The organism is Burkholderia sp. GW821-FHT14F03, assembly GCF_058803765.1.
The window spans coordinates 73726-88923 of record NZ_JBXAPG010000016.1; the positions used below are offsets into that span (position 1 = coordinate 73726).

The window sequence follows — 15198 nt, forward strand, 5'->3', positions numbered from 1 at the left end:
GGCCGCCCTTTCAGGTGCGGCCGTACTTCAGGTGCGGCCGTACTTCAGGCGGGTCAGCTGTTCCGCCGCGTCGGCGAGCAGGCGGGCCGCGTCGCGGATCGCGACGTCGAGCGTGATCGGGCCCGGCGCGGGCGAGAAGCAGCCGTCGAAATGCGCGCCGAGCGCCGCGAGCGCGGCGGCGTCGACCGCGCCCGACAACAGCGTGGCCGGCACGCCCGCCGCGCGCGCGTGCCGGCAGGCGACGAACGGCGCCTTGCCGTGCAGCGTCTGCGCGTCGGAGCGGCCTTCGCCGGTGATCAACCAGTGCGCGCCCGCGAGTGCGCCGTCGAGGCCGATCTGCCGCGCGACCACCTCGGCGCCCGCTTCGAAGCGCGCGCCGAGCATGTGCAGCGCGAAGCCGAGCCCGCCCGCCGCACCGGCGCCGGACAGGTCGCGCGCGCGGCCGGCGGGCGTGCCGGGGCGGCGCGGCAGCGCGGCCTCGAGCAGCTCGGCGAAGTGCCCGAGCGCGGCGTCGAGCGGTTCGACCTGGGCGGGCGTCACGCCCTTCTGCGGACCGAACACCGCGGTTGCGCCGTGCGCGCCGGTGAGCGGGTTGTCGACATCCGACATGCCGATGAAGGTCGCCTGCGCGAGCCGCGGATCGAGGCCCGCCACGTCGAGGCGGGCGATGCGCGCGAGCGTGGCGGGCGTCGGTTCGAGCGCGCGGCCGTCGGCGTCGAACGCGCGCAGGCCGAGCCCGGCGAGCAGGCCCGCGCCGGCGTCGTTGGTGCTGCTGCCGCCGAGCGCGACGTAGAAGGTGCGCACGCCGTCGTCGAGCAGGGCGCGGATCGCGTCGCCGAGGCCGCGCGTGCTGCGCGCCTCGACCGGCGCGGCCATCCCGGCCGGGTCCGTGATGCCGACCACCTCGGCCGTCTCGACGAGCGCCGTATCCGGGCCGAGCCGGCCGACCGCCGCGTCGCGCGGCGCGAGCGCGGCGCCCGCCACGCGCAGCGTGCGTCGCGCGCCGCCGTGCGCGAGCATCGCATCGAGGGTGCCCTCGCCGCCGTCCGCCATCGGCCGGCAGCGCAGCTCGGCGTCCGGCTGCGCGCGGCGCACCCCGGCGCCGATCGCGTCGGCCACCTGCGCGGCGGAAAGCGAGCCTTTGAAGGAATCGGGCGCGATGACGACAACGGGCGGATGCGGCATGGTGTCTCCGGACATGGAACGTCGATTGGTGTGAGGAATTCGGCGGCGCGCGGCGCCGCGTCGGATCGAAGCTTAGCAGGGCGGCCGGGTGGCCCGGATACGGGGCGGCGCATGACCGGCATCGCGCGGGGTGCGGGCGTGCCGTCGACGGTCGCGGGGCGAGCGGGGATGGAATCTCGCGGTGCGGGGAAAATAGTTTGCTAGAATAGTCGATTCTTCCGGCCAAAGCCGTGCTTGGAAGCCGCCCGCGCTGCGCACGCTCGTCGTTTGCGCGCGGGGCGCGCAACGGCGGCGCGGGCACATCCGCCGCCGCGCGGGTACGGCAAGGAAAACCGATTCGCTCGAATAATTTTAGGACGATTGAAGCCATGGCTAACGTTGTTGAAAACCTCGGCAAGCTCGAACGCCGCGTCACGATCTCGCTGCAGAAGGCAGTCGTGCAGAAGGAAATCGACGCCCGTATTCAGAAACTCGCGAAGAACGTGCGCATGCCGGGCTTCCGCCCGGGCAAGGTGCCGCTCAAGATGGTCGCGCAGCAGTATTCGGGCCAGGTCGAAGCGGAAGTGCTGAGCGACAAGATCGGGCAGGAATTCTTCGACATCAGCCGCGCGGAAAACCTGCGCGTCGCCGGCCAGCCGAGCTTCGCGCCGAAGCAGGAAGCCTTGTCGGAAGAAGCGTACGCGTTCGACGCGACCTTCGAGGTCTACCCGGAAGTGAAGATCGGCGATCTGGCCGTGGCCGAGGTCGAGCGTTCGACCACGACCATCGGCGACGCCGAGATCGACCGCACCCTCGACATCCTGCGCAAGCAGCGCGTGCATTTCCACGCGCGCGGCGAAGGCGGCGAGCACGGTGACGGCGGCGCGGAAACGGCCGCGCAGAACGGCGACCGTGTGACGGTCGACTTCGTCGGCAAGATCGACGACGTCGCATTCCAGGGCGGTACCGCGGAAGACTTCCCGTTCGTGCTCGGCGAAGGTCGCATGCTGCCCGAATTCGAGAAGGCGGCGCTGGGCCTGAAGGTCGGCGAGTCGCGCGAATTCGACCTGACGTTCCCGGCCGACTATCACGGCAAGGACGTCGCGGGCAAGACCGCGAAGTTCACGGTCACGATGAAGAAGGTCGAGTGGGCGCACCTGCCGGAGATCGACGCGGCATTCGCGAAGTCGCTCGGCATCGAAGACGGCGATCTGACGAAGATGCGCGGCGAGATCAAGGAAAACCTGGAGCGTGAGGCGAAGCGTCGCACCCAGGCGATCGTGAAGAATCAGGTGATGGACGCGCTGCTGAAGATTTCGGAGCTGGACGTGCCGAAGGCGCTGGTCGAGCAGGACCAGGAGCGTCTCGTCGAGATGGCGCGCCAGGATCTCGCGCAGCGCGGCGTGCCGAATGCGGCGCAGGCGCCGATCCCGGCCGAGATGTTCACCGAGCAGGCCGAGCGCCGCGTGAAGCTGGGCCTCGTGCTGGCCGAACTGGTGAAGTCGAACGGCCTCGAGGCGAAGCCGGAACAGATCCGCGCGGAAGTGGACGAGTTCGCGAAGAGCTACGAAGACCCGAAGGAAGTGGTCCGCTGGTATTATTCGAACCAGCAGCGCCTCGCCGAGATGGAAGCGTTCGTCGTTGAAAGCAACGTCGTCGACTTCGTGCTGGGCAAGGCGAAGGTGACGGACAAGGAAGTGAGCTTCGAAGCACTGGCGAGCGCGACGGCGCAAGCTTAAGCGTTGCTCCAGCGGCGTGCTGGCTGTCCGAGCGACGGCCCGCACGCCGTTTTCGCATTCTGTGCGACTGCCGGTAACATGGTGGTCGCGGTTTGCTTCCGCTCCGTTCAATACTCACTCGGACAAGGCTCATTGAATGATCAATCGCGCTCAATTGCTGGATACGTTGGCTTCGCACGCTCCGCGGGATTTCGAGACCCAGGCGCTGGGTCTGGTGCCGATCGTCGTCGAGACGAGCGGCCGCGGCGAGCGTTCGTATGACATCTATTCGCGCCTCCTGAAAGAGCGCATCGTGTTCATGGTCGGCGAAGTGAACGACCAGACCGCGAACCTCGTGGTCGCGCAGTTGCTGTTCCTCGAGAGCGAGAATCCCGACAAGGACATCAGCCTCTACATCAACAGCCCGGGCGGCTCGGTGTCGGCCGGTCTCGCGATCTACGACACGATGCAGTTCGTGAAGCCCGACGTGTCGACGCTGTGCATGGGCCTCGCGGCCAGCATGGGTGCGTTCCTGCTCGCGGCGGGCGCACGGGGCAAGCGCTTCGCGCTGCCGAACGCGCGCGTGATGATCCACCAGCCGCTCGGCGGCGCGCGCGGCCAGGCGTCGGACATCGAGATCCAGGCGCGCGAGATCCTCTACTTGAAGGAGCGCCTGAACGCGCTGCTCGCCGAACACACGGGGCAGGACGTCGAGCGCATCGCGCGCGACACCGATCGTGATAATTTCATGTCCAGCGATGATGCGAAGGCATACGGGCTGATCGACCACGTGTCGGCCAAGCGTCCCTGATCTAGTGGGGTGCCGCCCCAAAACGGCGGCCGTCCCCGACGCCCCGAGCATCGGCGGCAAGCACATCCAGCCGGCCCCCGCGCACCCCGGATCGTGGTGTCGGGGGCAAACGGCGTATCATGTAACTCACGCGTCCGGAGGCTCATACATCCATGGCGGACAAGAAAGGTTCTAACAGCGAGAAGCTGTTGTATTGCTCGTTCTGCGGGAAAAGCCAGCATGAGGTGAAGAAACTCATCGCGGGCCCGTCGGTGTTCATCTGCGATGAATGCATCGACCTGTGCAACGAAATCATTCGCGACGAAGCAGCCGCGGCGGGCGTCGAAGCCAGCCTGTCGAAATCGGATCTGCCGAGCCCGCAGGAAATTCGCGACATCCTCGATCAATACGTGATCGGGCAGGAGCGCGCGAAGAAGATTCTCGCCGTCGCGGTCTACAACCACTACAAGCGCCTCAAGCATCTCGACAAGAAGGACGACATCGAGCTGTCGAAGAGCAACATCCTGCTGATCGGCCCGACGGGTTCCGGCAAGACGCTGCTCGCGCAGACCCTCGCGCGCCTGCTGAACGTGCCGTTCGTGATCGCCGACGCGACCACGCTGACGGAAGCCGGCTATGTCGGCGAGGATGTCGAGAACATCATTCAGAAGTTGCTGCAGAACTGCAACTACGAAGTCGACAAGGCGCAGCGCGGCATCGTCTACATCGACGAGATCGACAAGATCAGCCGCAAGTCGGACAACCCGTCGATCACCCGCGACGTGTCGGGCGAGGGCGTGCAGCAGGCGCTGCTCAAGCTCGTCGAGGGCACGATGGCGTCGGTGCCGCCGCAGGGCGGCCGCAAGCACCCGAACCAGGATTTCATCCAGGTCGACACGACCAACATCCTGTTCATCTGCGGCGGCGCGTTCGACGGCCTGGAGAAGGTCATCACCGATCGCACCGAGAAGACCGGCATCGGTTTCGGCGCGACCGTGAAGAGCAAGCAGGAGCGTGACGCGGGCGAGGTGCTGCGCGAGGTCGAGCCGGAGGATCTGATCAAATTCGGGTTGATCCCCGAACTGATCGGTCGTCTGCCGGTGGTCGCGACGCTCGGCAAGCTCGACGAGGCCGCCCTGGTGAAAATCCTGATCGAGCCGAAGAATGCGCTCGTCAAGCAGTACCACAAGCTGTTCGCGATGGAACGGGTCGAACTCGAAATCCGTCCGGGCGCGCTGCAGGCCGTCGCCCGCAAGGCGATCCGCCGCAAGACCGGCGCGCGCGGCTTGCGCTCGATCATCGAACAGGCGCTGCTCGACGTGATGTACGAATTGCCGACGATGAAAGGGGTCAGCAAAGTCATCATCGACGACAATGTCATCGACGGCGATGGTAAACCGTTATTGATCTATGAGGACGCGCCCAAGGTGGCGGGTTCGAATTGATCGGCTTTAAGGTGTGGTAAGCAAAAAAGCCGTTCATGGCGTCGTGAGCGGCTTTTTTTCGTTTATCTTTGTGGGTAACTCTGACTCGAACCGCCACGGTTGAATTTTTACCGAATATTTCCCACGCGCTGAAGGCTTGCAATCTGCTGTGCCGGCCTCAATTACCGAACAATTGATTCCACTCATGGGGAAATGAAATGTCAGGCACCCAACTTCTTCCGCCGGAACGCATCACGCTCCCGCTGCTGCCGCTGCGGGATGTCGTCGTTTTCCCGCATATGGTGATCCCGCTCTTCGTGGGTCGACCGAAATCGATCAAGGCCCTCGAAGTCGCGATGGAAGGCGGCAAGCACATCATGCTCGTCGCGCAGAAAACCGCGGCCAAGGATGAGCCGACCGAAAAAGACATGTACGAGGTTGGCTGCATCGCCAACATCCTGCAGATGCTGAAGCTGCCCGACGGCACCGTGAAGGTGCTCGTCGAGGGCTTGCAGCGCGCGCAGGCGCTGTCGATCGAAGAGCAGGAGACGCAGTTCTCCTGCGAGGTGATGCCGCTCGAACCGGATCACGCGGACAGCGCGGAAACCGAGGCGCTGCGTCGCGCGATCGTGTCGCAGTTCGACCAGTACGTGAAGCTGAACAAGAAGATCCCGCCGGAGATCCTGACCTCGCTGTCGGGCATCGACGAGGCGGGCCGTCTTGCCGACACCATCGCCGCGCACCTGCCGCTCAAGCTCGACCAGAAGCAGCACATCCTCGAGATGTTCCCGGTGATCGAGCGCCTCGAGCACCTGCTCGCGCAGCTCGAAGCCGAGATCGACATCCTGCAGGTCGAGAAGCGCATCCGCGGGCGCGTGAAGCGCCAGATGGAGAAGAGCCAGCGCGAGTACTACCTGAACGAGCAGGTCAAGGCGATCCAGAAGGAACTGGGCGAGGGCGAGGAAGGCGCGGATCTCGAGGAGCTCGAGAAGCGCATCAACGCCGCGCGCATGCCGAAGGAAGCCAAGAAGAAGGCCGATGCGGAGCTGAAGAAGCTCAAGCTGATGTCGCCGATGTCGGCCGAGGCGACCGTCGTGCGCAACTACATCGACACGCTGATCGCGTTGCCGTGGCGCAAGAAGAGCAAGGTCAACAACGACCTGTCGAACGCCGAGCGCGTGCTCGACGAGGATCACTACGGCCTCGAGAAGGTCAAGGAACGGATCCTCGAGTATCTCGCGGTCCAGCAGCGCGTCGACAAGGTGAAGGCGCCGATCCTGTGCCTCGTCGGGCCTCCGGGCGTCGGCAAGACCTCGCTCGGCCAGTCGATCGCCCGCGCGACGAACCGCAAGTTCGTCCGCATGGCGCTCGGCGGGGTGCGTGACGAGGCGGAGATCCGCGGTCACCGCCGGACCTACATCGGCTCGATGCCGGGCAAGATCCTGCAGAGCCTGTCGAAGGTCGCCGTGCGCAATCCGCTGTTCCTGCTCGACGAAGTCGACAAGATGGGCATGGATTTCCGCGGTGATCCGTCGTCGGCGCTGCTCGAGGTGCTCGATCCGGAGCAGAACCACACATTCGCCGACCACTACGTCGAGGTCGACTTCGACCTGTCGGACGTGATGTTCGTCGCGACCTCGAACTCGCTGAACATCCCGCCGCCGCTGCTCGACCGGATGGAAGTGATCCGCCTGTCCGGCTACACGGAAGACGAGAAGGTCAGCATCGCTCAGCGTTACCTGCTGCCGAAGCAGAAGAAGAACAACGGCCTGAAGGAAGGCGAGATCGAGGTCACCGAGCAGGCGATCCGCGACATCATCCGCTACTACACGCGTGAAGCGGGCGTGCGTTCGCTCGAGCGCGAAGTGTCGAAGATCTGCCGCAAGGTCGTGAAGATGCTGCTGCTCAAGAAGGCGACGGGCGCGATCAAGGTCGACGGCGAGAACCTCGACACCTTCCTCGGCGTGCGCAAGTACGACTTCGGTCTGGCCGCGAAGGAAAACCAGGTCGGCCAGGTCACCGGCCTCGCGTGGACGGAAGTCGGCGGCGATCTGCTGACGATCGAAGCGGCCGTGATGCCCGGCAAGGGCAACGTGATCCGCACCGGTTCGCTCGGCGACGTGATGAAGGAGTCGGTCGAGGCGGCGCGTTCGGTCGTGCGTTCGCGTTCGCGCCGGCTCGGCGTGAAGGACGAGGCATTCGAGAAGCAGGACATCCACATTCACGTGCCGGAAGGCGCGACGCCGAAGGACGGTCCGTCCGCCGGCATTGCGATGACGACCGCGCTGGTGTCCGTGCTGACGGGCATCCCGGTGCGCGCCGATGTCGCGATGACGGGCGAGATCACGCTGCGCGGCGAAGTGCTGCCGATCGGCGGGCTCAAGGAGAAGCTGCTGGCTGCGCATCGCGGCGGCATCAAGCTCGTGCTGATCCCGGAAGAGAACGTCAAGGATCTCGCCGAGATCCCCGACAACGTGAAGAACGCGATCGAGATCGTGCCGGTCCGCTGGATCGACAAGGTGCTCGAACTGGCGCTCGAGCGTTTGCCGGAGGCGCTGCCGGAAGAGGAGGCGAAAGCCGCCGCGCCGGTCGCGGATGCCGCCAAGGATGCGGGCGCGTCCGATTTCGTCAAGCACTGAGCATGAGCGGCGCGCCGTGCGGCGCGCGCTCCCGAAACCCGCGGCGCGTGCGCCGCGGGTTTTTTATGGGTGCTTGGGATCGGATCGCGCCTGGGCTATATTGCGTACGGAAGCGATGCGAATGGGCTTGGCAAACAGGGCGCGGTTGCGCTATAGTTGCGGGCTCGCTGCTTGAGGGTTGCAAGACTCCGGGCAGGCGGCAATGCGGAGCGGGTGCTTAGCTCAGTTGGTAGAGCGGCGCCCTTACAAGGCGTAGGTCGGGAGTTCGAGCCTCTCAGCACCCACCAGTTCCGATTGCCCAAGACCAAGGAGCGGTAGTTCAGTCGGTTAGAATACCGGCCTGTCACGCCGGGGGTCGCGGGTTCGAGTCCCGTCCGCTCCGCCATCATTCCGAAAGGCGAACTCCGGTTCGCCTTTTTTCTTGCCCGCTGAGGTAATATCGGGCGTTTTATCCTTCTCAATCGTCACGCATGCTCGATTTCTTCCGTAATCACCAGCGCCTGATGATGTTCCTCCTGCTCCTGATCGTGCTGCCGGGGTTGGGGATCGTCGGGATTCAGGGTTTCCGCGGCTTCTTCGACGAGACCGCGAATGTTGCGGAAGTCAACGGGCACAAGATCACGCGCGCCGAGTTCAACACCGCGCTGCGCCAGCAGGTCGACCAGGCGCGCCAGATGCTCGGCGCCCAGTTCGATGCGAAGACCTTCGATTCGCCCGAGCGCCGCCAGCAGCTGCTCGACAATCTGATCCAGCAGCGCGCGCTCGCCGACGAGACGCGCCGCCTGCACCTGACCGCCTCGGACGCGGAAGTGCGCCAGACGCTGCTCAGCGATCCGGTGATTGCCTCGCTGAAGAAGCCGGATGGTTCGTTCGACGGTGAGCGCTACACGCAGTTGCTGGCGATGCAGGGGATGACGCCCGACCAGTACCAGGAGCGCGTGCGCTACAACCTCGCGTTGCAGCAGATCCCGAACAGCGTGATCACGACCGCCTTCACGCCGAAGAGCCTCGCGCAGCACCTGACCGAACTCGCGGAACAGCAGCGTGAAGTGCAGGCCCTAGTCCTGAAGCCGGCCGACTACGCGTCGAAGGTGCAGCCGACCGGCGCGCAGATCGGCGCCTACTACGATGCGCACAAGGCGTCGTTCGCGACGCCCGAGTCGGCGACGATCCAGTACCTCGTCTATTCGCCGGCCGCCGCGGCGGCGAGCGCGCAGTTGACCGACGCCGATCTCAAGAAGTACTACGACGACAACGCCGCGCGTTTCCGCACCGACGCACAGGTGCGCGTGAGCCATATCTTCATCGCGGCCGCGAAGGATGCGAGCGCGGCCGACAAGAGCGCGGCGAAGTCGAAGGCGGAGCAACTGCTCGCCGACGTCAAGGCGCATCCAGACCAGTTCGCGCAGATCGCCGCGAAGCAGTCGCAGGACGCGCCGTCGGCGGCCAAGGGCGGCGACCTCGGTTTCATCGCGCGCGGTTCGACGGCAGGCGGCCCGGCGTTCGACAACGCCGCGTTCGCGCTCAAGCAGGGCGAGGTGAGCACTGTCGTGGAATCGGATCTGGGCTTCCACATCCTGAAGGCGACCGAGGTCAAGGCGGCGACGCAGAAGCCGTTCGCCGAGGTCAAGGATGCGATCGCGACCGAGCTGCGCCAGCAGTACGCGGCGAAGGCCTACGCGGACAACGCCGAGGGGTTCTCGTCGACCGTCTATGAGAAGTCCAAGAGCCTGCAGCCGGCTGCCGACAAGTACAAGCTGACGATCCAGACCGCGACGGTCTCGCCGCAGCTGAATCCGGCGCTGCCGCCCGACAGCCCGCTCAACAACGCGAAGTTCCTCGCGGCGGTGTTCTCGGCCGATGCGACCAAGGTCGGCAACAACACGCAGGCGATCGACGTCGGCAACAACACGCTGATCTCCGCGCACGTGACCGAGCACAAGCCGTCCGTCGTGCCGACGCTCGATGCGATCAAGGCCGCGGTGCGCGAGAAGGTGGTGGCCGAGCAGGAACTGGCGCTCGCGAAGCAGGATGGCGCGGCGAAGCTCGCGGCGCTGCAGAAGTCGAAGTCGACCACGGGCTTCACGCCGGCCGACAAGATCTCGCGCACGCAGGCGCACGGCTTGCCGCCCGCGGCGGTGAGCGCGATCTACAAGGTGGATCCGAAGTCGCTGCCGGCCTATGTCGGTGTCGATCTTGGCGAGGCGGGCTACGCGGTCTTCCGCGTCAACGCGCTGGTGCCGGCCGCGCCGGTCGACGCGCAGCGCCTGGCCGCCGCGCAGCAGCAGCTTGCGCAGGTGTACGCGCAAAGCGAGGTCGAGGCGGTGATGGCGGGGCTGCGCGACCGCTCGAAGGTCAAGCACTACGGCTCGATCGCGGACGCGTCCCAGGACGGCGGCGAGTAAGCCGCGCGCCCGGCTTGCCGGGCTTGCGCATCCGACACAAGGCCCCGCACGCGCGGGGCCTTGTTGCGTTTACGGCGCGCGGCGACTCAGCGCGCGGCGACTCGGCATCAGGGCTCGATCTCGCGGCGTCGAATTTGCCTGCTCATGGCTGTTCATCCGGTTGCGTTTCCTGGGACGCTGAAACATGGCGCGCGCCGGTTTCCCGGACGCTTCCGGACGAAGGCCCTATCGAAGCCTCGCCTCGCACGCGAGGGTGGCTCAGCGCGTGGTGGTCCGCAGCAGCGGCTTGAGCGCGGGCCACACGTTGTCGAGCAACTGGCCCTGCGCCTGCTGGGTCGGGTGGATCTGGTCGGCCTGGAACAGCTCGGGCCGGTTCTCGATGCCGGCCAGCAGGAACGGCACGAGCGGCACGCGCAGCTCTTGCGACAGCGTGCGGTAGACGCCCTGGAATTTCTGCGTGTAGTCCGGCCCGTAATTGGGCGGCACGTACATGCCGACGAGCAGCACCTTCGCCTGCGCGGCGCGGGCCTGCGTGACGATGTCGCGCAGGTTGCGCTCGGTGGTCGCGAGCGGCACGCCGCGCAGCGCGTCGTTGCCGCCCAGCTCGACGATCACGACCGTGGGCTTGAGGCGCGCGAGCACGGCCGGCAGGCGTGCGCGGCCGCCGCTCGTGGTGTCGCCGCTGATGCTGGCGTTCGCGACGCTATAATCGATGCGTTCCGTCGCGAGGCGCTGGCGCATCAGCGCCACCCAGCCGGTGTCGCGCGGCAGCCCGTACTCGGCCGACAGGCTGTCGCCGAGCACCACGACGACCGGCTTGCCGGCGTCGCCTCCCGCGCCCGGCGTGGCGGCCAGCGCGCCGCCCGTCGTGACAACGGCCCATCCGAGCCACGCGGCGATCGCGCCGGCTTTCCAGTGAAGTGTCTTGTTCATGCTCAAGAATACCGATCCGATCATCGAAGTTCGCAATGTGTCGAAACGCGTGGCCGACGCCGCCGGGGAACTGACGATCCTCGACGGGATCGACCTGACGGTGCGGCCGGGCAGCAGCGTCGCGATCGTCGGCGCGTCCGGATCGGGCAAGTCGACGCTGCTCGGGCTGCTTGCCGGCTTGGACAGCGCGACGGATGGCACGGTTCGCCTGCTCGGTCACGAACTCGGCGCGCTCGACGAGGATGCGCGCGCGGCGTTGCGCAACGGCGCGGTCGGCTTCGTGTTCCAGTCGTTCCAGCTGATGCCGCATCTGACCGCGCTCGAGAACGTGATGCTGCCGCTCGAATTGCGCGGCGGCGTGAGCGCGCGCGAGGCGGCGGCGCAGGCCCGCGAACTGCTCGATCAGGTCGGGCTCGGCGCGCGCACCGGCCACTATCCGAAACTGCTGTCGGGCGGTGAGCAGCAGCGCGTCGCGCTGGCCCGCGCGTTCGTCACGCGCCCATCGGTCCTGTTCGCCGACGAGCCGACCGGCAGCCTCGACGCCGCCACCGGGCATGCGGTGATCGACCTGATGTTCGATCTCAATCGCGCGTATGGCGCGACCCTCGTGCTGGTCACGCACGATCCCGAACTCGCGCGCCGCTGCGACGCCACCGTGACGCTCGACGCGGGCCGGCTCGTCGAGCCGGCCGCATCGCGGCAGCGTAGCGGCACCTGAGGGTTTCGGCCCCGGTAGCGCGGGCTTGGCCCCTCGCGCCGGGTGCCGCGCGGCTCGCGTGGAGGCGAGCCGCGCCGCCGGCACGGCGCCCGTCAACGCGCGAGCGCGGCGCGGGCCCGCGCGATCAGCGCGGAGGTCGACGAATCGTGCTTGCCCGGATCGGCCTGCGCCGCGTCGAGATCGGCTTCCACGACCTTGCCGAGGATCTTGCCCAGCTCGACGCCCCACTGGTCGAACGGATTGATGTTCCACACCGCGGCCTGCACCAGCACCTTGTGCTCGTACAGCGCGATCAGCGCGCCGAGCGCACCCGCGGTCAAGGCCTCGACGAGCAGCGTCGTGGTCGGCCGGTTGCCGGGGAAGGTCAGGTGCGGCGCCAGCTCGGGCTTGTCGCCCGCGATGCGGCGCGCCTCGTCGAGCGTGCGGCCGAGCATCAGCGCCTCGCTCTGCGCGAAGCAGTTCGCGAGCAGCTTCGGATGATGGCTCGCGAGCGCATGCTCGGGCGTCAGCACCGCGATGAAATCGATCGGCACGATCGTCGGCCCCTGGTGCAGCATCTGGAAGAACGCGTGCTGGCCGTTGGTGCCCGGCTCGCCCCAGGTGACGGCGGAGGTCGGGTAGTCGACGAAGGCGCCGTCGAGGCGCGCCGACTTGCCGTTGCTTTCCATTTCCAGCTGCTGCAGGTAGGCGGGCAGGAAGTGCAGCGCTTCCGAATACGGTGCGACCAGGTAGCTTTGCGCGCCGAAGAAGTTGCGATACCAGATCCCGATCATGCCGAGCAGCACCGGCAGGTTCCGTTCGAGCGGCGCGTGACGGAAATGCTCGTCCATCTCGTGCGCGCCGGCGAGCAGCGCGTCGAATCCGCGCGGGCCGATCGCGATCATGATCGACAGCCCGACCGCCGACCACAGCGAGTAGCGGCCGCCGACCCAATCCCACATTTCGAATACGTTCTGTCCGGCGATGCCGAAACGAACGACCTCGGCCGGGTTCGCCGACACGCCGACGAAGTGCTTCGCGAGCGCCGTCTCCGGACAGCCCTTCGCGATGAACCAGTCGCGCAGCGAGCGCGCGTTGGTCATGGTCTCGAGCGTCGTGAAGGTCTTCGACACGATGATCGCGAGCGTTTCTTCCGGGTCGATTCGTTCGAGCACGCGCGCGAGATCCGCGCCGTCGACGTTCGACACGAAATGGCTGGTGATCTCGGGCGTGGCGAGGTGATGCAGCGCGTGCACGACCATCTTCGGGCCGAGATCGGAACCGCCGATGCCGATATTCACGACGTGGCGGATCCGCCGTCCGGTGTAGCCGGTCCAGGCGCCGTCGCGCACCGCGTCGGCGAAGCGCGCCATCTTCGCGCGCTCGGCCGCGATCTGCGCGTGGAACGGCGCGTCGGACGCGGTCGCGCGCAGCGCGGTATGCAGCGCCGCGCGGCCTTCGGTCGGGTTCACGACCTGGCCCGCGAACATCGCGTCGCGGCGCGACTCGACGCCCGCCTCGCGGGCCAGTTGCACGAGCAGGCCCAGCGTCGCATCGGTGATGCGATTCTTCGAGAAATCGGCGGCGAGTCCGCCGCCCGAGAACGTGAAGCGCTCGGCGCGGGTCGGGGCGGGATCGTTGGCCGGCGCGAACCAGTCGCGCAGGTGCGCGTCGCGGATCTCGGCATAGTGCGATTGCAGGGCGTTCCAGGCGGGGAGCGTGTTCAGCGTCATGGCAGTCGTGGCGAAGCAGCGAATCGATGGGAGTCGCGCGCCGGCGGCGCGCGAGCGGGCCGCCGGCGCGGCGGGCCAGTCAGTATAGCGGCGCGGCCGCGATCGCGTGCGCGTAAAAGCGCCGGTTGAGCAGGCTGCGCACCATCGGCGCGAGCTCGCCCGCGGTCAGGCCGGCGGGGCCCGCGCCGCGCGCGACGAGGCAGTCGGCCGCGAGCCCGTGCAGATACACCCCGGCGCGCGCGGCCGCGAGGCACGGCAGCCGCTGTGCGGCGAGCGCGGCGATCAGGCCGCCCAGCACGTCGCCCGTGCCGCCCGTCGCGAGCGCCGCGCTGCCGGTCGGATTGATCGTGGTTTCGCCGTCCGGCGCGCAGATCACCGTGCCGGCGCCCTTCAGCACGACGACCGCGCCGAAGCGCCGCGCGAGCGCGCGCGCCGCCGCGATGCGGTCGCGCTGCACGGTCGCGGTGTCGACGCCGAGCAGGCGCGCGGCCTCGAGCGGATGGGGCGTCAGGATCGCCGCGCGATGGGTCGCGCCTTCGGCCTCGCCGGCCTCGCCGCGCGCGACGAGCGTCGCGGCTAGGTCGGCGTCGGCGGCGATCAGGTTCAGGGCGTCCGCGTCGAGCAGCAGCGGCAGGTCGAGCGCGAGCGCCGCGCGCAGCGCCGCCGCGCCGTGCACGCCGGTGCCGAGCCCGCAGCCGATCGCGAGCGCGCTCAACGCGGCGGTCGGCAGCGCGTCGGCCGGATGCAGCATCAATTCGGGGTGCGGCGGATCGTAGGCCGGCGCGCCCGCGCCGACGAAGCCGACATGCACCTTGCCCGCGCCCGCGTACAGGGCGGCGCGCGCGGCGAGGATCGGCGCGCCGGCCATCCCGGTGTCGCCGCCGACGATCGCGACGCTGCCGTAGCTGCCCTTGTGCGAGGCGAACGCGCGCGCGGGCAGCGCATCGGCGAACAGCGCCGGCGCATTCAGGCGCGTCGCGGGCGCGGCCGGCGCGTCGAGACCAAGCGACGCGACCTCGATCAGGCCGGCGAGATCGCGGCCTTCGCCCATGTAGAGCCCCGGCTTGGCGGCGATGAGCGACAGCGTATGCGTGGCCGCGACCGCGGGCCCGTCGCCCACGCGCATCCCGGTGTCGCTGTCGAGGCCGCTCGGCGTGTCGAGCGCGAGCACCCGGCCGTCGCGTCGCGCGCGGGCCGCGAGCCGCTCGGCGAGCGCGGCGAACCCGCCGTCGAGCGGCCGTGCGAGGCCGATGCCGAACAGCCCGTCGACGAGCCAGCCATAGGCGTCGAACGAGGCGGGCGGCGTCGCGCCGAGCGCGACGCCCGCGTCGCGCGCGCATGCGAGCGCCCAGCGCGCGTCGGCGGGACGCACCTCGACCGGCATGCAGACCTCGGTGTCGATGCCGAGCCGCTGCAACTGCGCGGCCGCGATCAGCGCGTCGCCGCCGTTGTTGCCGGGGCCGGCCGCGAACCAGACGGGGCGGGGATCGTCGCCGACCCGCGCCGCGAGCCAGTGCGCGGCGGCGTCGCCCGCGCGCTGCATCAGCGCATGCGGCGGCAGCGCGGCGTCGGCCCAGGCCTCGATCGCGCGCAGTTCCGCGACCGCCAGCAACGGGGCGGGCGGCGCGGCCAACGGATCGGCGGGGGCGGGGGGCGAAACGGGCAGGTCGGGCGGGGAGTCGGGCGGCATGGCGG

At 68.1% G+C, this 15198-nt stretch carries 10 protein-coding genes and 2 tRNA genes; 8 read left to right on the forward strand and 4 right to left on the reverse strand.

Annotated features, from left to right (window positions below):
* Positions 1-27 precede the first annotated feature (27 nt).
* The gene (locus AC1RQF_RS13265; protein ID WP_492872221.1) at positions 28-1185 is read right to left on the reverse strand and encodes a glycerate kinase family protein; all 1158 of its coding nucleotides are present in this window, start codon (positions 1183-1185) and stop codon (positions 28-30) included.
* 368 nt (positions 1186-1553) lie between these two features.
* On the opposite strand from AC1RQF_RS13265, the gene tig reads away from it, so the two are divergent.
* The 7 genes from tig (at position 1554) to AC1RQF_RS13300 (ending at position 10140) form a co-directional block, all read left to right on the forward strand.
* Complete coding sequence (gene tig / locus AC1RQF_RS13270) at positions 1554-2903, forward strand: trigger factor (protein WP_274002641.1); 1350 nt, start codon at positions 1554-1556, stop codon at positions 2901-2903.
* A gap of 136 nt (positions 2904-3039) precedes the next feature.
* Positions 3040-3693, forward strand: coding sequence for an ATP-dependent Clp endopeptidase proteolytic subunit ClpP (gene clpP / locus AC1RQF_RS13275; RefSeq protein ID WP_274002642.1), 654 nt, complete (start codon positions 3040-3042; stop codon positions 3691-3693).
* Between the two features lie 152 nt (positions 3694-3845).
* Complete coding sequence (clpX, locus tag AC1RQF_RS13280) at positions 3846-5117, forward strand: ATP-dependent Clp protease ATP-binding subunit ClpX (RefSeq protein ID WP_274002643.1); 1272 nt, start codon at positions 3846-3848, stop codon at positions 5115-5117.
* A gap of 197 nt (positions 5118-5314) precedes the next feature.
* Positions 5315-7735 (forward strand): endopeptidase La, encoded by a 2421-nt coding sequence (lon, locus tag AC1RQF_RS13285; protein ID WP_274002644.1) that lies wholly within the window; start codon positions 5315-5317, stop codon positions 7733-7735.
* Between the two features lie 211 nt (positions 7736-7946).
* Positions 7947-8022, forward strand: a tRNA-Val gene (locus AC1RQF_RS13290).
* Positions 8023-8043: 21 nt separating this feature from the next.
* Positions 8044-8120: transfer RNA gene (locus tag AC1RQF_RS13295), tRNA-Asp, on the forward strand.
* A gap of 85 nt (positions 8121-8205) precedes the next feature.
* Positions 8206-10140, forward strand: coding sequence for a SurA N-terminal domain-containing protein (locus AC1RQF_RS13300; RefSeq protein WP_492872222.1), 1935 nt, complete (start codon positions 8206-8208; stop codon positions 10138-10140).
* Positions 10141-10398: 258 nt separating this feature from the next.
* Here AC1RQF_RS13300 and AC1RQF_RS13305 read toward each other — a convergent pair whose 3' ends face one another.
* Positions 10399-11073, reverse strand: a complete 675-nt coding sequence (locus tag AC1RQF_RS13305; RefSeq protein ID WP_274002648.1) for an arylesterase — start codon at positions 11071-11073, stop codon at positions 10399-10401.
* On the opposite strand from AC1RQF_RS13305, the gene AC1RQF_RS13310 reads away from it, so the two are divergent.
* Positions 11072-11791: an ABC transporter ATP-binding protein gene (locus tag AC1RQF_RS13310; RefSeq protein ID WP_252984660.1), complete on the forward strand. Its 720-nt coding sequence runs from the start codon at positions 11072-11074 to the stop codon at positions 11789-11791. The genes AC1RQF_RS13305 and AC1RQF_RS13310 overlap by 2 nt on opposite strands.
* Positions 11792-11883: 92 nt before the next feature.
* Here AC1RQF_RS13310 and pgi read toward each other — a convergent pair whose 3' ends face one another.
* Complete coding sequence (gene pgi, locus AC1RQF_RS13315) at positions 11884-13503, reverse strand: glucose-6-phosphate isomerase (RefSeq protein ID WP_492872223.1); 1620 nt, start codon at positions 13501-13503, stop codon at positions 11884-11886.
* Between the two features lie 79 nt (positions 13504-13582).
* The gene (locus tag AC1RQF_RS13320; RefSeq protein WP_492872224.1) at positions 13583-15193 is read right to left on the reverse strand and encodes an NAD(P)H-hydrate dehydratase; all 1611 of its coding nucleotides are present in this window, start codon (positions 15191-15193) and stop codon (positions 13583-13585) included.
* Between the last annotated feature and the right edge of the window lie 5 nt (positions 15194-15198).